The sequence below is a fragment of the Pseudomonas sp. LY-1 genome, assembly GCF_053502595.1.
The window spans coordinates 584,483-607,622 of record NZ_CP094353.1 but is presented as its reverse complement, the minus strand read 5'-3'; the positions used below and the strand labels follow the sequence as shown (position 1 = coordinate 607,622).

Sequence of the window (23,140 nt, the reverse complement as noted above, 5' to 3'; positions counted from 1 at the left end):
GCGCCGCACCCGGCTCCTACAGAGATTACACACATTTTCCCGAAGCTGGTGCCCACGGAGCGCCAATCCCGAAAGATTGGCGCTCCAGGGTGATCAGTCGTGATGCTTGACGGTCAGATCACCACCGGCGATCAGGCTGTTGATCGCGGCACTGCCACTGCCCCAGCTGGCGCCATCGACCTTGATCGTAACATCGGCCGTACCGCCACCCTGCGCCGTGAACGAACCGCTGCTGCTGACACTCAGCGTCGAGTTGCCCGCCGAGTCGGTGCTCAACTTCAGGTAGTTGGTCAGGTTGGTGTCGTTATTGCCTTGCAGCAAATCAGACAGGTCCAACTTATCGCCTTCGCTGTGCTTGAAGTCGGTGATGGTATCGACGCCAGTCCCGGTGTTGGTATCCCCTTTGAGCCACACGAAGGTATCCGCCCCCGCGCCGCCGGTGAGGGTGTCATTGCCCTTGCCGCCCACCAGGATGTCGTTACCCGCCCCGCCGTTGAGCACGTCGTTACCGCCTTGGCCGAACAGAATGTCGTCGCCGGCGTTGCCGATCAGCTTGTCAGCGCCGTCGTTGGTGCCGTAGATGTTCGACGCGCTGGCCAATGCACCCACGTCAGCGACGTGTTCGGTGATGAACTGGTGCAAGGTACGGTCATCGATGTGATCGACGGTCGTGGCCAGTTTGTCGGCCGCGAACGCCTTGAGTGCAGCACTGCCTTCAAGGTTGTTGTAGCTGATCAGGTCGCCGAACAGAATGTCGTTGCCCGAACCACCGGTGAGGGTGTCGGCGCCGGTATCGGCCGCGTGGCCGGTGATGGCATCCGCCAGCTTCGCGGTGTCGATCGTGGAGACGTTATGATCGGTATCAAACTGCTTGAGCACAGCGGTATCAATGTTCGAGCCCAGACCGATGGCCTCGACGACAACCTTGCCTGGAACCGCGTTGACCAGATCGGAGTAGGCCGACTTGGCGTTGCTCATGGCAGTATTGGTACCGCTGTAGACCGACGCCACGTCAAAGCCGCCGCTGCTGTTGGCCACCACGGTGCCTTCGTAGTTTCTGCCGTTATAGTAGGAATAGACGTTGCCGTCGCCATCGACAATCACCTGCGTCTTGCCGTTGATTGTCGCGGTGACCGGGGTGCTCTGACCCAAAACGTAGTTGGAGTTGTTGACGACGCTATCAAAGTAAACATCCGGGCCATTCCGACCGGTCCAGCCCAGGTAAGGGTTGCCATCAACACTGGTGTATACGTTCGGCTCACCGTCGGTAATGAAGTACGTCAGGTTTTTTGCACCCACATTGCTCGTGGCTTCGTCGCCTTTGAACCAGTTGGTGGCGGCGTTGAACGCATCCTGATAGTTGGTCTGCTCGCCGCGGCCGGACGCCATGTTGTCCAACACAGCCTGCAGCTTATCCTTGGCTGCATCCTTGTCAGCGAGGTTGACCGAGACCTGCGCTTCAACCCGCGTATCGAAGTCGACCAGCAGTACCTTCACAACACCCGAGTCGCTTTTACCGGCATTGCTGATCAAGGTATCGAACACGCTCGCAAGCTGCGCCTTGATCGACTTCATCGCACTGCTGCCGATACTGCCCGAGGTATCGACGATGAAGGCAATGTTGTAGTTGCTGCCCGCATTGACGATACCGCCTTTGTCACCGACCACCATGTTGTTGGCCGAGGTACTGCTCAGGTCGACGACATCGGCGGCGCCGCCGCCTTCCGTCACCACATAAGTCTGTGGCGTAACGGTAATGGTACTGGTGGCCACCGACGAACTCAGGCTGTCAGCGCCTGCGTTGTCCTTCACGGCGATCTCGACAGTGCGATCACCCGTGGTCGGATACTTGCTGGTGCTGGAGTACTGGAACGACTCGAGCAACGACTTGTAGGTGGCCGTGTCAGCCGCGCCCGACAGGGTCAGGACGATTTTGCCACTGACGTCGGTGCCGACGCTGGTCAGGGTGACGCCGTTGTAAGTACCGCCCACGGTCACCAGGCTCGAGCTGAGCTGGTCGCCCGCGCTGGCGTTTTTCAAGGTGATGGTCGCGCTTTGCATCTGGCTGCTGTCGACGTCACCGATGGCTACGTTGCCGGTGATCGCTATCCCACCCGTACTGCGCTCCGAGTAGGCCGTGCTGTAGCTGGTGAGGACGGAACCGTCTGTGGTGCTCAGGTCCAGGGTCGGTGCGTCGTTGACCGAGGTCACGGTGATAGTGCCGTTGACCGGGGCCGAGGTCAGCGGATTGCTGCCGTTAGCGTTGCCGCTGTCGGTGGCGGTGTAGGTGAAGTTCGCCGTGCCGTTGAAGTTCGCGTTCGGTTTGAAGTACACGGTGGCTTCGCCGTTGACCGCGGTAATCGCGCCGGTCACCGGTTTGGTCATCGCTGCGTCGGTGTAGAAGGTGCCGTTGGTTGGCGTGCCGACGGTGAACGATTTCACGTTCGCCAGGCCGTCTACGTCGGTCGCGCTCAGCTTGACCGCAATACCCACGCTTGGATCTTCAGCACCGGTCGCGGTGGTGGCCACAGCCACCGGCGCATCGTTGACCGGGGTCACGGTGATGCTGCCGTTGGCTGCTGGCGAGGTCAGTACGTTGCTGCCGTTAGCGTTGCCGCTGTCGGTGGCGGTGTAGGTGAAGTTCGCCGTGCCATTGAAGTTCGCGTTCGGCTTGAAGTACACGGTGGCTTCGCCGTTGACCGCGGTAATCGCGCCGGTCACCGCTTTGGTCATCGCCGCGTCGGTGTAGAACGTGCCATTGGTTGGCGTGCCGACGGTGAACGACTTGACGTTGGTCAGGCCATCGACGTCGGTCGCGCTCAGCTTGACCGCGATGCCTACGCTTGGGTCTTCAGCACCGGTCGCGGTGGTTGCCGCTGCAACCGGCGCATCGTTGACCGGGGTCACGGTGATGGTGCCGTTGGCTGCTGGCGAGGTCAGTACGTTGCTGCCGTTAGCGTTGCCGCTGTCGGTGGCGGTGTAGGTGAAGTTCGCCGTGCCGTTGAAGTTCGCGTTCGGTTTGAAGTACACGGTGGCTTCGCCGTTGACCGCGGTAATCGCGCCGGTCACCGCTTTGGTCATCGCCGCGTCGGTGTAGAAGGTGCCGTTGGTTGGCGTGCCGACGGTGAACGATTTCACGTTCGCCAGGCCATCGACGTCGGTCGCGCTCAGCTTGACCGCAATACCCACGCTTGGATCTTCAGCTCCGGTCGCGGTGGTTGCCGCTGCAACCGGCGCATCGTTGACCGGGGTCACGGTGATGCTGCCGTTGGCTGCTGGCGAGGTCAGTACGTTGCTGCCGTCAGCGTTGCCGCCGTCGGTCGCGGTGTAGGTGAAGTTCGCCGTGCCGTTGAAGTTCGCGTTCGGCTTGAAGTACACGGTGGCTTCGCCGTTGACCGCGGTAATCGCGCCGGTCACGGGTTTGGTCATCGCCGCGTCGGTGTAGAAGGTGCCATTGGTTGGCGTGCCGACGGTGAACGACTTGACGTTGGTCAGGCCATCGACGTCGGTCGCGCTCAGCTTGACCGCGATGCCTACGCTTGGGTCTTCAGCACCGGTCGCGGTGGTTGCCGCTGCAACCGGCGCATCGTTGACCGGAGTCACGGTGATGCTGCCGTTGGCTGCTGGCGAGGTCAGTACATTGCTGCCGTCAGCGTTGCCGCCGTCGGTCGCGGTGTAGGTGAAGTTCGCGGTGCCATTGAAGTTCGCGTTCGGTTTGAAGTAAACCGTGGCTTCGCCGTTGACCGCGGTAATCGCGCCGGTCACGGGTTTGGTCATCGCCGCGTCGGTGTAGAAGGTGCCGTTGGTCGACGTGCCGACGGTGAACGATTTCACGTTCGCCAGGCCGTCTACGTCGGTCGCGCTCAGTTTGACCGCGATACCTACGCTTGGGTCTTCAGCACCCGTCGCAGTGGTGGTCACAGCCACCGGCGCGTCGTTGACCGCAGTGATCACCACGCTCACCTTGCCAGTCGTGACTTCTTCAACCTGCGTGCTCAACTCTTTGGCCGTTGCCGTCACAGTCAGATCGAAATTGGCAGTCGCATCCTTGGCCGGAGTGACGGTCAGGGTAGCCAGGTTCCAATTGCTGACATCGTACTGGGTGGTCGCACCCGTCGAGGTATAGCTGTGGCCCGTGGCGCCGTCGGTGATGACAGCGCCTTCAGGCAGGCCGCTGATTTCTACCTTGTGCGATTCCGACTGGTCATTGTCGACAAACGTGGTCGTGATCGGGCTGATCTTGATCGCAGTGTCTTCCAGGCCGTGGTTATAAACGTAGCCGGTGTAATAACCTTCTCCGTTGACCACATGAGCATCGTCAAACACCGCCCCGGCGGCTTTCAACGCTTCCAGGCTGGTATAGGTCTGCACGCCGCTGCTGCCCAACGCCATCGACGGGCCGTTGTTGATCGAGACATTGACGTCGTAGTTGCCCGGACCGGCCTGGTTGTAGTGATAGATGTCGAGGGTGTAATAACCCGATTCTGTCGGCGTAAAGGGGGTTGCGTTGATCCCGGTGCCCTGGCTCCAGGTCTCGGTCGACACCAACTTGCCGCCGACGGTAACCGCCAGGCTGTCATCGGCGCTGCCGGTGAAGCTGTAGCTCTTGCCGGCTTCCAGGTAAATCAGGCCGGAGACTTTGGTCGCGGTGAGTTCCACCACATTAGCGTTGCTCACGTTGGCAGTCACACCCGTGGAGGCTGCGCTGTCAGGCGTTTGGGCGTTGATGACCCGGATCAAATCGCCGGACTGAACAACCCCATTACCGTTCGTACCCAATGCACCCGGCAGGTTGCCGCCGGTCCAGGTTTGAATGGTCAAGCCGGTTGGCACGTCACCGAATGCGCCGACGGTCACGACAGGAACGTCCGTCACTGGGTGGATATCCACGGTGATGGTTTTCGTATCGCTGTTGAGCTGGCCGTCGGTCGCCTGGAACTTCAGCTCGGTGTAATCACCCTGCTTGTTACCGACGCCGGCGTTGCCGAAGCTGTTATCGCCCGACTCGTTGGCCGCTGGGCTGTAACGCACATTGTGATTGTCGAAGTCGGCCTGGCTGAAGGCCTTGCCCGGCGACGTATCGGTTTTCAGATCAGCCGCGCTGAGCTTGACCCAGACACCGTCGACTTTGTACTCGATGGCACCGTTGGGCAGGCTGGTGAAGACGACTTTCAGGTCCGTGGAATCCACATCACTGACCCCGAACGTCGACCATTTCAGCTCGACTGGGGTGTCTTCGTTGCTTTCGACGTAGCCATTGCTCGCAGTCGGCGCATCGTTCACCGGAGTTACGGTGATGGTGCCGTTGGCTGGAGCTGAGGTCAGCGGGCTGCTGCCGTCGGCGATACCGCCGTCGGTGGCGGTGTAGGTGAAGTTCGCCGTGCCGTTGAAGTTTTCGTTTGGCTTGAAGTAAACGGTGGCTTCGCCGTTGACCGCGTCGATCGAGCCGGTTACCGGCTTGGTCATGGCGGCGTCGGTGTAGAAGGTGCCGTTGGTTGGCGTGCCGACGGTGAAGGATTTCACGTCTGCCACGCCGTCTACGTCGGTGGCGCTCAGCTTGACCGCGATACCTACGCTTGGGTCTTCAGCACCGGTCGCGGTAGTGGTCACAGCCACTGGCGCATCGTTGACCGGGGTCACGGTGATGGTGCCGTTAGCAGGCGCAGAGGTCAGCGGGCTGCCGCCGTCAGCGATACCGCCGTCGGTGGCGGTGTAAGTGAAGTTCGCGGTGCCGTTGAAGTTCGCGTTCGGCTTGAAGTAAACGGTCGCTTCGCCGTTGACCGCGTCAATGGAACCGGTCACCGGTTTGGTCATCGCCGCGTCGGTGTAGAACGTGCCGTTGGTAGGCGTGCCGACAGTGAAGGATTTCACGTCTGCCACGCCGTCTACGTCGGTGGCGGACAGTTTGACCGCGATACCTACGCTTGGATCTTCAGCACCGGTTGCGGTAGTGGTCACAGCCACAGGCGCATCGTTGACCGGGGTCACGGTGATAGCGCCGTTAGCAGGCGCTGAGGTCAGCGGGCTGCCGCCGTCAGCGATACCGCCGTCGGTGGCGGTGTAGGTGAAGTTCGCGGTGCCGTTGAAGTTCGCGTTTGGCTTGAAGTAAACGGTCGCTTCGCCGTTGACTGCGTCAATCGAGCCAGTCACTGGCTTGGTCATCGCCGCGTCGGTGTAGAAGGTGCCATTGGTTGGCGTGCCGACGGTGAAGGATTTCACGTCTGTCACGCCGTCTACGTCGGTCGCGCTCAGTTTGACTTCGATGCCTTGAACCGGATCTTCGGAACCCGTTGCGGTGGTCGGTGCTGCGACCGGCGCATCGTTGACCGGAGTCACGGTGATAGTGCCGTTGGCTGGAGCCGAGGTCAGCGGGCTGCCGCCGTCAGCAATGCCACCGTCGGTGGCGGTGTAGGTGAAGTTCGCGGTGCCGTTGAAGTTCGCGTTCGGCTTGAAGTAAACGGTGGCTTCGCCGTTGACCGCGTCAATGGAACCGGTCACCGGTTTGGTCATCGCCGCGTCGGTGTAGAAGGTGCCGTTGGTAGGCGTGCCGACGGTGAAGGATTTCACGTCTGCCACGCCATCTACGTCGGTCGCGCTCAGTTTGACCGCGATACCTACGCTTGGATCTTCAGCACCGGTCGCGGTAGTGGCCGCAGCCACAGGCGCGTCGTTGACCGGAGTTACGGTGATGGTGCCGTTAGCTGGAGCCGAGGTCAGCGGGCTGCCGCCGTCAGCGATACCACCGTCGGTCGCGGTGTAGGTGAAGTTCGCGGTGCCGTTGAAGTTTTCGTTTGGCTTGAAGTAAACAGTCGCTTCGCCGTTGACCGCATCAATAGCGCCGGTCACCGGTTTGGTCATCGCCGCGTCGGTGTAGAAGGTGCCGTTGGTTGGCGTGCCGACGGTGAAGGATTTCACGTCTGCCACGCCATCTACGTCAGTGGCGCTCAGTTTGACCGCGATACCTACGCTTGGATCTTCAGCACCCGTTGCGGTAGTGGCCGCAGCCACTGGCGCATCGTTGACCGGAGTCACGGTGATAGTGCCGTTGGCCGGAGCCGAGGTCAGCGGGCTGCCGCCGTCAGCAATGCCACCGTCGGTGGCGGTGTAGGTGAAGTTCGCGGTGCCGTTGAAGTTTTCGTTTGGCTTGAAGTAAACGGTGGCTTCGCCGTTGACCGCGTCGATCGAGCCGGTTACCGGCTTGGTCATGGCCGCGTCGGTGTAGAAGGTGCCGTTGGTTGGGGTGCCGACGGTGAACGATTTCACGTCCGCCACGCCATCTACGTCGGTGGCGCTCAGTTTGACTTCGATGCCTTGAACCGGATCTTCGGAACCCGTTGCGGTGGTCGGTGCGGCGACCGGTGCATCGTTGACCGGAGTCACGGTGATAGTGCCGTTGGCTGGAGCCGAGGTCAGCGGGCTGCCGCCGCCAGCAATGCCGCCGTCGGTGGCGGTGTAGGTGAAGTTGGCGGTGCCGTTGAAGTTCGCGTTTGGCTTGAAGTAAACGGTGGCTTCACCGTTGACCGCGTCAATCGAGCCAGTCACTGGCTTGGTCATGGCCGCGTCGGTGTAGAACGTGCCGTTGGTTGGCGTGCCGACGGTGAACGATTTCACGTCTGTCACGCCATCTACGTCGGTCGCGCTCAGTTTGACCGCGATACCTACGCTTGGGTCTTCAGCACCGGTCGCGGTAGTGGTCACAGCCACAGGCGCGTCGTTGACCGGAGTCACGGTGATGGTGCCGTTGGCTGGAGCTGAGGTCAGCGGGCTGCCGCCGTCGGCGATACCACCATCGGTGGCGGTGTAAGTGAAGTTCGCGGTGCCGTTGAAGTTTTCGTTTGGCTTGAAGTAAACGGTGGCTTCACCGTTGACCGCGTCAATCGAGCCAGTCACCGGCTTGGTCATGGCGGCATCGGTGTAGAACGTGCCGTTGGTTGGCGTGCCGACGGTGAAAGATTTCACGTCTGCCACGCCGTCCACGTCGGTGGCGGACAGCTTGACCGCGATACCTACGCTTGGGTCTTCAGCACCCGTTGCGGTAGTGGTCACAGCCACAGGCGCGTCGTTGACCGGAGTCACGGTGATGGTGCCGTTGGCAGGAGCCGAAGTCAGCGGGCTGCCGCCGTCAGCGATACCACCGTCGGTGGCGGTGTAGGTGAAGTTCGCGGTGCCGTTGAAGTTCGCGTTTGGCTTGAAGTAAACAGTCGCTTCGCCGTTGACCGCATCAATCGAGCCGGTCACCGGTTTGGTCATGGCCGCATCGGTGTAGAACGTGCCATTGGTTGGCGTGCCGACGGTGAAGGATTTCACGTCTGCCACGCCGTCTACATCGGTCGCGCTCAGTTTGACTTCGATGCCTTGAACCGGATCTTCGGAACCCGTTGCGGTGGTCGGTGCTGCGACCGGCGCGTCGTTCACCGCAGTCACGGTGATGGTACCGTTGGCCGGAGCCGAAGTCAGCGGGCTGCCGCCGTCGGCAATACCGCCGTCGGTAGCGGTGTAAGTGAAGTTCGCCGTGCCGTTGAAGTTCGCGTTCGGCTTGAAGTAAACGGTGGCTTCGCCGTTGACCGCATCAATAGCGCCGGTCACTGGCTTGGTCATGGCCGCATCGGTGTAGAACGTACCGTTGGTAGGCGTGCCGACGGTGAAGGATTTCACGTCTGCCACACCGTCTACGTCGGTCGCGCTCAGTTTGACCGCGATACCTACGCTTGGGTCTTCAGCACCGGTTGCGGTAGTGGTCACAGCCACTGGCGCATCGTTGACCGGAGTCACGGTGATAGTGCCGTTGGCTGGAGCCGAGGTCAGCGGGCTGCCGCCGTCAGCGATACCACCGTCGGTAGCGGTGTAAGTGAAGTTCGCCGTGCCGTTGAAGTTCGCGTTTGGTTTGAAGTAAACGGTGGCTTCGCCGTTGACCGCGTCGATCGAGCCAGTTACTGGCTTGGTCATGGCGGCATCGGTGTAGAACGTGCCGTTGGTAGGCGTGCCGACGGTGAAGGATTTCACGTCTGCCACGCCGTCTACGTCGGTGGCGGACAGCTTGACCGCGATACCTACGCTTGGGTCTTCAGCACCGGTCGCGGTAGTGGTCACAGCCACTGGCGCGTCATTGACCGGAGTCACGGTGATGGTGCCGTTAGCAGGCGCTGAGGTCAGCGGGCTGCCGCCGTCAGCGATACCGCCGTCGGTGGCGGTGTAGGTGAAGTTCGCCGTGCCGTTGAAGTTCGCGTTCGGCTTGAAGTAAACGGTCGCTTCGCCGTTGACTGCGTCAATCGAGCCAGTCACCGGTTTGGTCATGGCCGCATCGGTGTAGAACGTGCCATTGGTTGGCGTGCCGACGGTGAAGGATTTCACGTCTGCCACACCGTCTACGTCGGTGGCGCTCAGTTTGACCGCGATACCTACGCTTGGATCTTCAGCACCCGTCGCGGTAGTGGTCACAGCCACAGGCGCGTCGTTGACCGGAGTCACCGTGATGGTGCCGTTGGCAGGCGCAGAGGTCAGCGGGCTGCCGCCGTCAGCAATGCCGCCGTCGGTAGCGGTGTAAGTGAAGTTCGCGGTGCCGTTGAAGTTTTCGTTTGGCTTGAAGTAAACGGTCGCTTCGCCGTTGACGGCATCAATCGAGCCGGTCACCGGTTTGGTCATCGCCGCATCGGTGTAGAACGTGCCGTTGGTTGGCGTGCCGACGGTGAACGATTTCACGTCTGCCACGCCGTCTACGTCAGTGGCCGAAAGCTTAACTTCGATACCCTGGGCCGGATCTTCGGAACCCGTTGCGGTGGTCGGTGCTGCGACCGGCGCGTCGTTCACCGCAGTCACGGTGATAGTGCCGTTAGCAGGCGCTGAGGTCAGCGGGCTGCCGCCGTCAGCGATACCGCCGTCGGTAGCGGTGTAAGTGAAGTTCGCCGTGCCGTTGAAGTTCGCGTTCGGCTTGAAGTAAACGGTCGCTTCGCCGTTGACCGCGTCAATCGAGCCAGTCACTGGCTTGGTCATGGCCGCATCGGTGTAGAACGTGCCATTGGTTGGCGTGCCGACGGTGAAGGATTTCACGTCTGCCACGCCGTCTACGTCAGTGGCCGAAAGCTTAACTTCGATACCCTGGGCCGGATCTTCGGAACCCGTTGCGGTGGTCGGTGCTGCGACCGGCGCGTCGTTCACCGCAGTCACGGTGATAGTGCCGTTAGCAGGCGCTGAGGTCAGCGGGCTACCGCCGTCAGCAATGCCGCCGTCGGTGGCGGTGTAGGTGAAGTTCGCCGTGCCGTTGAAGTTCGCGTTTGGTTTGAAGTAAACGGTGGCTTCACCGTTGACCGCGTCAATCGAGCCAGTCACTGGCTTGGTCATCGCCGCATCGGTGTAGAACGTGCCATTGGTTGGCGTGCCGACGGTGAACGATTTCACGTCCGCCACACCGTCTACATCAGTGGCCGAAAGCTTAACTTCGATACCCTGGACCGGATCTTCGGAACCCGTTGCAGTGGTCGGTGCGGCAACCGGCGCATCGTTCACCGCAGTTACAGTGATGGTGCCATTGGCCGGTGCCGAGGTCAGCGGGTTGCTGCCGTCAGCATTGCCACTGTCGGTGGCGGTATAGGTGAAGTTCGCCGTGCCGTTGAAGTTCGCATTTGGCTTGAAGTAAACCGTGGCTTCGCCGTTGATGGCGTCGATCGAGCCAGTCACCGGTTTGGTCATCGCCGCATCGGTATAGAACGTACCGCTGGTCGACGTACCAACCGCGAACGATTTCACGTTCTCCACGCCATCGATATCAGTAGCCGAAAGCTTGACTTCGATACCTTGAACCGGATCTTCGGAACCGGTCGCGGTAGTCGCGATAGCTTCTGGTGCATCGTTAACGGCAATCACGTTGATCGGCAGGGTGATCGACTCGGACTTCGGATCAGCCGTGCCGTCCTGCGCGGTGGCGGTGACGGTGAGGTTCACCAGGCCGTTGGCGTTTTCCGCCGGGGTGAAGACCAGGGTGGCCTTGTTCCAGTCGCTGATGTCGACGCTTTGATTGCCAGCCGTCGCGGTGAAGGTGTGGCCCGGCGTGCCATCGGAGATGGTCGCGTTGAGCGGAATGCCACCGACTTCCAGCTTGAGCGTCTCGGAGCCATCCTTGTCGGTGGCGTATGCGTCGATGGTCGACAGCTTGATCGCATGGTCTTCCAGGCCGGTGTTCAGCACCTGGGTGACGTTGATGTTGTCCAGCACACCGCCCAACGAGTTGTTTGCATCCCCGGCCGGGGCTTTGAACTCGAGTTTGGCATCGCCGTCAGCGGTGACCGGCACGACGAAGGTGTAAGTCTTCATGCCGACGGTGGTGGTATCCAGGGTGCCGACTTTGACGCCGCCCCAGAATACGTCGATCACCGAATTGTTCTCGGCGCCCGCACGCGGCGAGTAGTCGACCGAGATGGTGTACGCCGTGCCGGCTTCTGCCTTGATGATGGTGTACAGGCTGGAGTCGTCGCCGGCGTTTTTCTCAAGCTCGATGACCTGGCTGTTGCCTGGGGTCTCTACGCCGTAGTTGCTGCTTTGGCCGATTTCGACTTGGCCGCCGGCATTCCCCGTGAGCCACGGAGTGCTCGGGGTGCCACTGACAGGCGCGTTGTTGGCGTCATTTACCCCGACGATGCCCCACGAACCATTGAGGTTGGCGCTGTCGAAGTTGATCGAGGTCACAGGGCCGCCGCCGAGCAGGCCCAGGTGCGGAGTGTCGGTAACCGGCGCGATCGTGATGTCCGCCGTCGTTACGGCGCTCGATTTACCGCCGTTGTCGACCGCAGTGAACGTCACCTCGGTTTTGCCGCTCCAGTCGCCGGTCGGGGCGAAGTAAACCGCGGCTTTGCCGTCGGCACCCGCTGGCACCGAGTCGCCGACTTTGAGTTCGGTTTGCAGCGTGGCATCGCTGTACAGCTTGCCGTTTTCCGGCAAGGTGGTGATGACAAAGCTGGAGACGGTACCGTCCACATCCTTGCCGTCCAGCACGATCTTGGCGGTATGGTCTTCATCGGCGGTGGTGTTGTCGGCCGATGCAGTCGGGGCGTCGTTGAACAGGTCGATAGTGACCTTGCCAGTGGCGCTGCCGGTTTCCGGCGGTTCGCGATCCAGGTTGCCGCCACCGTTGTCAGTCACCTCGATGGTGACGGTACGATCGGTACCGACAGGGTTATTGCCCGGGCTCTGGAAGGTGATGGCTTCAACCAGTTTGACGAAGTCGGCGGCGCTGCTGCCGGCCTTCGAGTCGCTGGTGAGGGTGTAGACGATTTTCCCGTCGGCGGCGCTGCCGCTCTGGGTGATGGTGATCCCGGCAACGGCCAGGGCCTTGAGCACATCGGTATTGCTGAGCAAATCACCTGCAGCCAGGTGGTCGACGGTGACCACGACTTTGCTGAAGGTGGTGTTGTCGACGTCTTTGATGGTCAGGTTTTCGACCAGCGCGACTGCGTCTTTTTGCTCAGTGAATGTGGTGCTGTCGAACTTGACCTCAGGCGGATCGTTCACCGGAACCACGTACACCACGGAGGTGACAGGCGCCGAATCCAGCTGGCCGTCGTTGACGGTGATGGTCAGGGTGCGATTGGCCGGGTCCGGGTTCTCGCTTTCGCTGGCGAAGTGTACCGAACGCAGGACTTCCTGGTACTCAGCCGTGGTGGCCTCACCGGACAAGGTCAAGATGCCCGTGGCCTTGTCGTAGCTGACTGCAATTTTGGTGTTGCTGACATCTGCGATCAGTACATCGTCTGCCAGGTGGTTGACGAGTGTGACTTTGGCGCTTTGCAGGGTGCCGTTGTCGACGTCGCTGACGGTCAGGTTCGCCGCCACGTAGCCGCCAGGCTTGCCTTCGATATAGGTGTCGCCGAATGCGTTGGTCGAGGCGTTGCCCAGTACCGGCGCGTCGTTCACCGCAGTCACGGTGATGGTGCCGTTGGCTGGAGCCGAGGTCAGCGGGCTGCCGCCGCCAGCAATGCCGCCGTCGGTGGCGGTGTAGGTGAAGTTCGCGGTGCCGTTGAAGTTTTCGTTTGGCTTGAAGTAAACGGTGGCTTCGCCGTTGACTGCGTCAATCGAGCCGGTTACCGGCTTGGTCATGGCGGCGTCGGTGTAGAAGGTGCCGTTGGTTGGGGTGCCGACGGTGAAGGATTTCACGTCTGTCACGCCGTCTACGTCGGTCGCGCTCAGTTTGACTTCGATGCCTTGAACCGGATCTTCAGAACCCGTTGCTGTGGTCGGTTCGGCGACCGGTGCATCGTTGACCGGGGTCACGGTGATGGTGCCATTGGCAGGCGCCGAAGTCAGCGGGCTGCCGCCGTCAGCGATACCGCCGTCAGTAGCGGTGTAGGTGAAGTTCGCGGTGCCGTTGAAGTTCGCGTTCGGCTTGAAGTAAACGGTCGCTTCGCCGTTGACGGCGTCAATCGAGCCAGTCACTGGCTTGGTCATGGCCGCGTCGGTGTAGAACGTGCCGTTGGTTGGCGTGCCGACGGTGAAGGATTTCACGTCTGTCACGCCATCTACGTCGGTCGCGCTCAGTTTGACTTCGATGCCTTGAACCGGATCTTCGGAACCCGTTGCTGTGGTCGGTTCGGCGACCGGCGCATCGTTGACCGGAGTCACGGTGATAGTGCCGTTGGCTGGAGCCGAGGTCAGCGGGCTGCCGCCGTCAGCAATGCCGCCGTCGGTGGCGGTGTAGGTGAAGTTCGCGGTGCCGTTGAAGTTCGCGTTCGGCTTGAAGTAAACGGTGGCTTCGCCGTTGACTGCGTCAATCGAACCGGTCACCGGCTTGGTCATGGCGGCGTCGGTGTAGAAGGTGCCGTTGGTTGGGGTGCCGACGGTGAAGGATTTCACGTCTGTCACGCCGTCTACGTCGGTCGCGCTCAGTTTGACTTCGATGCCTTGAACCGGATCTTCAGAACCCGTTGCTGTGGTCGGTTCGGCGACCGGTGCATCGTTGACCGGAGTCACGGTGATAGTGCCGTTGGCTGGAGCCGAGGTCAGCGGGCTGCCGCCGTCAGCGATACCGCCGTCGGTCGCGGTGTAGGTGAAGTTCGCGGTGCCGTTGAAGTTCGCGTTCGGCTTGAAGTAAACGGTGGCTTCACCGTTGACCGCGTCAATCGAGCCAGTCACTGGCTTGGTCATGGCCGCATCGGTGTAGAACGTGCCGTTGGTTGGCGTGCCGACGGTGAACGATTTCACGTCTGTCACGCCATCTACGTCGGTCGCGCTCAGTTTGACTTCGATGCCTTGAACCGGATCTTCAGAACCCGTTGCGGTGGTCGGTGCTGCGACCGGCGCATCGTTGACCGCAGTCACGGTGATGGTGCCGTTGGCCGGAGTAGAAGTCAGCGGGTTGGTGCCGTCAGCATTGCCGCTGTCGGTCGCGGTGTAGGTGAAGTTTGCGGTGCCGTTGAAGTTTTCGTTCGGCTTGAAGTAAACCGTGGCTTCGCCGTTGACCGCGTCGATCGAGCCGGTCACCGGCTTGGTCATGGCCGCGTCGGTATAGAACGTGCCGTTGGTAGGCGTGCCGACGGTGAACGATTTCACGTTCTCCACGCCATCGATATCAGTGGCCGAAAGCTTGACTTCGATGCCCTGGGCCGGATCTTCAGAACCGGTCGCGGTAGTGGCGACAGCTTCTGGCGCATCGTTGACCGCCGTCACGGTGATAGTGCCGTTAGCTGGGGTCGAAGTCAGCGGGTTGGTGCCGTCAGCATTGCCGCTGTCGGTCGCGGTGTAGGTGAAGTTTGCGGTGCCGTTGAAGTTTTCGTTCGGCTTGAAGTAAACCGTAGCTTCGCCGTTGACCGCGTCGATCGAGCCGGTAAGCGGCTTGGTCATGGCAGCGTCGGTGTAGAACGTGCCGTTGGTAGGCGTGCCGACGGTGAACGATTTCACGTTCTCCACGCCATCGATATCAGTGGCCGAAAGCTTGACTTCGATGCCCTGGGCCGGATCTTCAGAACCGGTCGCGGTAGTGGCGACAGCTTCTGGCGCATCGTTGACCGCCGTCACGGTGATAGTGCCGTTGGCCGGAGTAGAAGTCAGCGGGTTGCTGCCGTCAGCGTTGCCGCTGTCGGTCGCGGTATAGGTGAAATTCGCGGTGCCGTTGAAGTTTTCGTTCGGTTTGAAGTAAACCGTGGCTTCGCCGTTGACCGCGTCGATCGAGCCGGTTACCGGCTTGGTCATGGCCGCGTCGGTATAGAACGTGCCATTGGTTGGCGTGCCGACGGTGAACGATTTCACGTTCTCCACGCCATCGATATCAGTGGCCGAAAGCTTGACTTCGATGCCCTGGGCCGGATCTTCAGAACCGGTCGCAGTGGTCGCCACAGCCACCGGCGCGTCGTTCACCGCAGTGACAGTGATGGTGCCGTTGGCTGGAGTCGAGGTCAGCGGATTGCTGCCATCAGCGTTGCCGCTGTCGGTCGCGGTATAAGTGAAATTCGCGGTGCCGTTGAAGTTTTCGTTTGGCTTGAAGTAAACGGTCGCTTCACCGTTGACCGCGTCGATCGAGCCAGTCACCGGTTTGGTCATGGCAGCATCGGTGTAGAACGTGCCATTGGTTGGCGTGCCGACAGTGAACGATTTCACGTTGTCCACGCCGTCTACGTCGGTGGCCGAAAGCTTGACTTCAATACCCTGGACCGAATCTTCAGAACCGGTCGCAGTGGTCGCCACAGCCTCAGGCGCGTCGTTGACCGCCGTCACAGTGACAGTGCCGTTAGCCGGCGCAGAGGTCAGCGGGTTGCTGCCATCCGCGTTGCCGCTGTCGGTCGCGGTATAGGTGAAGTTCGCGGTGCCGTTGAAGTTCTCGTTCGGCTTGAAGTACACGGTGGCTTCGCCATTGACCGCGTCAATCGCGCCAGTCACCGGCTTGGTCATGGCCGCGTCGGTGTAGAACGTGCCGTTGGCCGACTCGCCGACGGTGAACGATTTCACGTTCGCCAGGCCATCAACATCGGTCGCGCTCAGCTTGACCGCAATGCCTACGCTTGGATCTTCAGTCCCGGTTGCAGTGGTCGCGATCGCTTCCGGTGCATCGTTCACCGCCGTCACAGTGACAGTGCCGTTAGCCGGAGCAGAGGTCAGCGGGTTGCTGCCATCCGCGTTGCCGCTGTCGGTCGCGGTATAGGTGAAATTCGCGGTGCCGTTGAAGTTTTCGTTCGGTTTGAAGTAAATCGTCGCTTCGCCGTTGACCGCGTCGATCGAGCCGGTCACCGGTTTGGTCATGGCCGCGTCGGTGTAGAACGTGCCATTGGTTGGTGTGCCGACAGTGAACGATTTCACGTTCGCCAAACCATCCCCATCGGTCGCACTCAGTTTGACCGCAATGCCCTGGGCCGGATCTTCAGCTCCGTTCGCTGCGACCACCACTGCCACCGGCGCATCGTTAACCGGCGTCACCGTCACGTCCAGCGTGCTGCTCGAACCGGTATTGGTGGTGTAGCCGATTTGCGGCACTTCACCGTTGTAATCCTTGACCGGGGTAAACGCATACGCACCATCCGCACCGATGGTGACGGTACCGACACCTTCGACAATGGCGGTTTGGCCTGCGTTATACGTGGTGCCGCCAACGGTGAACGTCGCGACGGTCAGCACGTTGTCGATGTCGCTGTCATTGCTCAGCACGTTGCCAGTGGCGACTTGCTCCTCGGCAACCGTGTTGGTGTCTGCGACCAGCACGCTCGGGTTGTCGACAGCGATCACGGTGGTAGTGGCGGCTTCCGGGTTGATCGCCAGGTTTTCGTAGTTACCGCCGCTTGCACCGGTAATGGTGGCGCTGACGCTCAGGTCTTTGCCGTCGGCCAGGTTTGCCGGCGTATCGACGCTGACGGTGCCCGTGGTTTTACCGGCTTCGATGGTGATGGTGGTGTTGTTGGACAGCGTGATGGTGACGTCGGTCTGCGCGGCGTTGTTCACGGTCGCGGTATAGACGATCTTGCCGCCCTCATCGACCGACGCGTTCGCGCTCAGCGTGACGGTGGTGGTGTCGATGGTGTCATTGATCTGCGTAACCGCCGGCGCCGGGTCGGTGGTGATGATCAGGTTGCCGCCGCCGGACGTGCCGGTGATGGTGGCGGAGATCGACGAGGCATCCAGGTAAGGCGTGTCATTGCCCGCGAACGTGACGTTCAGCGCGCCCGCGGTCTGGCCGGCGGGGACCACGACAGACAAGCCGTTGGACAAGGTGACGGTCAGGTCACTGGTCGGCGCCTGGGTGACAAACACGGTGTAAACCACGACGCCGCCGGCTTCGGTGATGCTCGGCGTGGCGGTCAAGGTGATGGTGACGCTGCGCGGATCGAGGCTGTTATCGGCAGCGGCAGTGAACAGGCCGGTCGCGGCATCAGCGGCATTCAAACCGTTCGTTGGATAACCGATAGTAGGGTCAACCGTGCCTGCGGTGGCCTCCAGCACGACAAAGCTGTGGCCGCCACCCACGGCGCCGTCCGCGCCAGCGGCAGTCGGGCCGGCAGCAGTGGCTTCAAGGTCTTGGGTCGGGTCGGCACCGGCAGCGATGGCTTGCTGCAGTTCGGCAACAGAGGGTGCTTCCTGGGCAGTGGCGGCACTCAGGTCGGTCACTGAGTCAGGCGTGTTCGCGCTCCATTGCGTGTCGCGCCCCAGGTCAAGGGTGCGGCCATCGGCAAGCTCCAACGACACGGAGCCGGCAGGACCGGTTTCCACCTGCTCCCCTGCAAACAAACGATCCCCTTCTACCAGCAGGCGACGAATCCCTTCCGGGGATACCGCAAACACTTGACCGACAATGCTTTTGACGACCGCAACGCTGCTCATAAAAGACTCTCCGTGTATTACCGTTCAGGGGGCATCCATCATGGAGACCGGCCTTTCTCTCTAGTGCCGATTCAATAGCTGGAGTACGTTAAACCCATGTAAAAAATTTGGCGTCAATATTTTGGTGTTTTGCTCGACGAATTACTTTTCCGTCAAGATATTGACCTATTTGGCGCCATCCTAAACAATCCGCCCGGTAATGTCACATTGATATTTACACGGCATCGCGACTTTCTGTTTGCACCGTCCAGCACTCATGACAAGCAGTGATTTCGGTTGCCAATCCAATGCACTATTTCAAGTTTGTTGCGGTTTTCCAGGCAACCAATCCCCAGGGAAGAATCACAATGCGTTTGCACTTATTCAAAGCTTTGCCTTTTGCTCTAGCCGCCAGTTTCGTACAGGCTCAAACCCTGACAGAGGCGATGCAGAAAGCGGTGGAAGTCCATCCGGAGATCCAAGCGGGTGTCAATGCGCGCATTGCTGCTGACTACCAAGTCGACGCAGCCAAAGGCGGCTACTTGCCTAAAGTCGACTTGCTGGGCGGTTATGGCCGTGAACGCTCGGACAACACCACCACCCGCGCGGCCAGCAACAGCCACGATTGGAAAACCATGAACCGCGGCGAATCGACCATTCGTCTGCAGCAAAACCTGTTCCAGGGTTTTGGCACCCAAAATGAAGTAGGCCGCCAACAAGCCACTGCCAATTCCCGCGGTTATGCGTTGCTCAACACGACCGAGCGCACCGCCCTGACGGTCGCCCAGGTTTATCTGGATGTCTTGACCCGTCGCGAGATGGTGCAACTGGCAGAAGAGAACCTGAAAAGCCACGAACGCATTTTTGACCAGATCAAATTGCGCACCAGCCGTGGCGTCGGAAGAATGGCGGACATGGACCAGGCCGAAGCCCGTCTGGCTCAGGCTCGAAACAACCTGATCACCGAACAGACCAACCTGGCTGACGCCAATACCAACTACATGAGCGTTGTCGGCCAAGAGCCTGACCAACTGGAAAAGCCAGCGGGCATCGTGACCTTGCTGCCAGCCAGCCTGGATGAAGCACGCCGCCAGATGATTGCCGACAGCCCGGTATTGCGCTCTGCCGAATCGGATATCACCGCCGCTGAAAAGCAGTACGAATCCGCCAAGTCGACCTTCTACCCGCGCTTCGATGCGGTGCTGCAACGTTCGGCCAATGACAACATCGCCGGCGACCCAGGCCATGACAACAGCTATTCCGCCATGCTGAACATGCAGTTCAACCTGTTCAACGGCGGCACCGACAAGGCCAACCTGCAGTCCAAGGCTTCCCAGGCCTCCCAGGCGCTGGACATCCGCAACAACGCCCTGCGTCAGCTGAACGAAGAGCTGGGCCTGGCGTGGAACGCCTACAACAACGCCACCCAGCAGGTGCCGATCGCGCAGGAATACGTGGACCGCAGCACGCGAGTACGTACCTCGTATCAACAGCAGTTCAGCCTCGGTGAGCGTACACTGCTCGACTTGCTCGACAGCGAGAATGAACTGTTCACCGCTCAGCAGCGTCTGGCGCAGATCAAAAACCTGCAGATCTACACGCAGTATCGAATCAAGGCCGACATGGGCCAACTGCTGAGAAGTCAGGGCGTGGTAGCGCCGATGGCATCGGTTGTGCAGAACGATATTAAACCGTCGGTAAACCTGCCAGGGATGAACTGATTCTTGACGGCGTTGGACCACTCAACTGCAGTAAGAGAGAGTCAGCTTGGATTCTGAAATAGGTGTGGCGCAACTCAACCATGACCCGCGCAGTCAGCATGACGACCCCTTGCTGGACGGGTTGTTGACACTCTGCTCACTGCATTACAAACCCGCCAGCCGCGCAATGCTGACCACTGGGCTGCCACTCGCGGCCCAGCGTCTGAGCGCCGAGCTGCTGCCGCGTGCAGCCGCTCGGGCGGGTTTGCAGGGGCGGTTGCTGCAGCGCAAGCTGGAACAGATTCCATCCATCGCACTGCCCGCCATGCTGCTGCTCAAGGAAGGGCGCAGCGCGGTGCTGTTGGGCTGGGAAGGCGACACGGCGCAACTGCTGCTCAGCGAAAGCGACGGCGGCGAAGTACAGGTCAGCCGTGAAACCTTGAGTCAGGATTACAGCGGTCGGGTATTTTTCGCCCAACCGCAGCATAAATTTGACATCACCAGCGGCACGCTGATCCCGCGCGCACGCTCGTGGTTCCGAGACACCCTCAAGCGCTCGCGCTGGCTCTACGCCGACGCAATCGCCGCGAGCCTGGTGATCAACCTGATCGCCCTGGCCGCACCACTGTTTGTGATGAACGTGTATGACCGCGTGGTCCCCAACCAGGCCACCGCCACCTTGTGGGTGCTGGCCATCGGTATCTGCGGCGCGTACCTGTTCGATCTGCTGCTCAAGAGCCTGCGCAGTTTATGCCTGGACCTGGCGGGCAAAAAAACCGACCTGATCATCTCCGCGACGCTGTTCGAGCGCATCGTGGGCATGGCCATGAAAGTGCGCCCGGCGCGGGTCGGCAGCTTTGCGCAGAACATCCATGAATTCCAGGGGATGCGCGACTTCCTCACCTCGCTGACCCTCGCGAGCCTGATCGACCTGCCGTTCACCCTGATCATCCTGGTGGTGATCGCCATGCTCGGCGGCCACCTGGTGTGGATTCCGATCATCGCCTTCCCGCTGGCCCTGGGTATCGGCCACATGCTCCAGAAACCGCTGACTGCGACACTGGAGCGCACCATGGCCCTGGGCGCCGAGCGCCAGTCGAGCCTGATCGAAACCCTCGCCGGGCTCGATGCGGTCAAGGTCAATAACGCAGAAAGCGAGCGCCAGTATCAATGGGAACAGACCATTGGCACCCTCAGCCGCCTGGAACTGCGGGTCAAGGTGTTGTCCGGCCTGGCCATGAACATCACCTTGCTGATCCAGCAAGTGGCCGGCGTGGCGATGATCATTTTCGGCGTGTACCAGATCATTGATGGCGCCCTCAGCATGGGCGGCCTCGTTGCCTGCTACATGCTCAGCGGTCGCGCACTGGGCCCGTTGGCGCAACTGTCGGGGCTGCTGACGCGCTACCAGCAAGCCAAGGTGACGATGGTCTCGGTCGACCAGATGATGGAGTTGCCGCAAGAACGCAACTACGACGAACGCCCGCTCAGCCGCAAGGCGCTGCAAGGCGCGATGACGTTCCGCGAAGTCGACTTCACCTACCCGAACCAACAAAACCTAGCGCTGCGCGGCATCAACCTGAACGTGCGGGCGGGCGAGAAGATCGGCATCATCGGGCGCAGCGGCTCGGGCAAAAGCTCGCTGGCCAAACTGTTGGTCGGTCTTTACCAGCCGGATTCGGGCTCGTTGCTGGTCGATGGCGTGGACATTCGCCAGATCGATGTCAGCGAATTGCGCCACAACATCGGCTACGTGGCCCAGGACATCCAACTGCTGGCCGGCACCTTGCGCGACAACCTCGTCTCGGGCGCACGCTACGTGGACGACGAAATGGTGCTGCAAGCCGCAGAACTGGCCGGCGTGCATGAATTTGCCAGGCTGCATCCGCAAGGTTACGAACTGCAAGTGGGCGAACGCGGGCAAAACCTCTCCGGCGGCCAGCGACAAAACGTCGCCCTCGCCCGTGCATTGCTATTGAACCCACCGATCCTGCTGCTGGACGAACCGACCAGCGCCATGGACAACACCGGCGAAGAGCGCCTGAAACAGCGCTTGCAGTCAGTGATCGAAAACAAGACGGTGATTCTGGTCACCCACCGCGCCTCGCTGTTGAGCCTGGTGGATCGCCTGCTGGTGATCGACCGTGGCCAGATACTCGCGGACGGTCCAAAAGCGGCCGTCATGGAAGCGCTGAAAAAGGGGCAGATCAGTGTTGCTTAAATCCGGCCCACGCCGTTTGAAAGACGTCATCTTCGGCTATTTCAGAGGCACCGACTCGCTCGAAGACCAGCCCTTGCCCGAAGTCGAAAAAGCCCTGGTCGACGACGCCCCGCGCATCGTGCGCCTGACCATTTGGGGCGTGATCGGCTTCTTCGTGTTCCTGATACTGTGGGCGCACTTTGCGATCATCGATGAAGTGACCAAAGGCGAAGGCAAGGCGATCCCCTCCTCGCGCATCCAGAAAATCCAGAACCTGGAAGGCGGCATCGTCGCCCAGATCTACGTGCATGAAGGCCAAATCGTCGACGCCGGCGCGCCGCTGGTACGCCTGGACGACACACGCTTTGCCTCCAACGTCGGCGAAACCGAAGCCGACCGCGTGGCCATGGAACTGCGCGTGGAGCGCCTCAGCGCCGAAGTCGAAAATCGCCCGCTGAACATTACCGAAGACGCGCGCAAAGCCGTGCCCAACCAGGCGTCGAACGAAGAGTCGCTGTACCTGAGCCGACGCCAGCAACTGTCGGACGAAATCGGCGGGCTGCAACAACAACTGCTGCAACGCCAGCAGGAACTGCGTGAATTCGCCTCCAAGCAGGACCAATACCGCAACAGCCTGAACCTGCTGCGCCAGGAGATCGGCATGTCCGAACCGCTGGTACAACAGGGCGCGGTCTCGCCGGTAGAAGTGCTGCGCCTCAAACGCTCCGAAGTGGAAACCCGCGGCATGCTCGACGGCACCACCCTGGCCATCCCCCGCGCCCAGGCCGCCATCAACGAAGTGCAACGCAAAATCGACGAGACCCGCGGCAAATTCCGCAGCGAAGCCCTGGCTCAACTGAACGAAGCGCGCACCAACCTGAGCAAGGCCCAAGCCACCTCCAAAGGCCTGGAAGACCGCGTCAGCCGCACCATGGTCACCTCCCCCGTGCGCGGTATCGTCAAGCAAATGCTGGTCAACACCGTGGGCGGCGTGATCCAGCCCGGCAGCGACATCGCCGAAGTCGTACCGCTGGACGACACCTTGCTGGTAGAAGCCAAGATCCGCCCGCAAGACATCGCCTTCCTCCACCCCGGCCAGGAAGCAATGATCAAATTCACCGCCTACGACTACACCATCTACGGCGGCCTCAAAGGCAAACTCGAACAGATCGGCGCCGACACCGTGATGGATGAAGAGAAGAAAAACACCTTCTACGTCATCAAACTGCGCACCGACCGCAGCCACCTCGGCACCGACGACAAACCCCTGCTGATCATCCCCGGCATGGTGGCCTCTGTGGACATCATCACCGGCAAGAAGAGCATCTTGAGCTACCTGCTCAAGCCAATCATCAAATCCCGCGCAGAGGCCATGCACGAACGCTGATAGGGGCATTTGGCTGCGGGAGAAGCGGGTAAATGCAGAGCGAAGGGCGAAAACTTGGGTTTTCGCAAAAATAGTCAGATTTCAGGG

General features: G+C 60.8%; 4 protein-coding genes. 3 read left to right on the top strand and 1 reads right to left on the bottom strand.

Translation table 11 applies throughout. The features are described 5' to 3' along the window. Positions 1-93: 93 nt before the first annotated feature. Positions 94-17,787, bottom strand: coding sequence for a tandem-95 repeat protein (locus tag MOQ67_RS02660; protein ID WP_448675815.1), 17,694 nt, complete (start codon positions 17,785-17,787; stop codon positions 94-96). Positions 17,788-18,134: 347 nt separating this feature from the next. Here MOQ67_RS02660 and MOQ67_RS02655 point away from each other — a divergent pair, with 347 nt between their 5' ends. The 3 genes from MOQ67_RS02655 to MOQ67_RS02645 are packed head-to-tail and all read left to right on the top strand — an operon-like array spanning position 18,135 to position 23,053. Continuing rightward, complete coding sequence (locus MOQ67_RS02655; protein ID WP_017848528.1) at positions 18,135-19,487, top strand: TolC family outer membrane protein; 1,353 nt, start codon at positions 18,135-18,137, stop codon at positions 19,485-19,487. Positions 19,488-19,533: 46 nt separating this feature from the next. Beyond that, positions 19,534-21,687, top strand: coding sequence for a type I secretion system permease/ATPase (locus tag MOQ67_RS02650; RefSeq protein WP_448675814.1), 2,154 nt, complete (start codon positions 19,534-19,536; stop codon positions 21,685-21,687). Beyond that, the gene (locus tag MOQ67_RS02645; RefSeq protein WP_046385021.1) at positions 21,677-23,053 is read left to right on the top strand and encodes an HlyD family type I secretion periplasmic adaptor subunit; all 1,377 of its coding nucleotides are present in this window, start codon (positions 21,677-21,679) and stop codon (positions 23,051-23,053) included. The genes MOQ67_RS02650 and MOQ67_RS02645 overlap by 11 nt, the downstream gene beginning before the upstream one ends. Positions 23,054-23,140 lie beyond the last annotated feature (87 nt).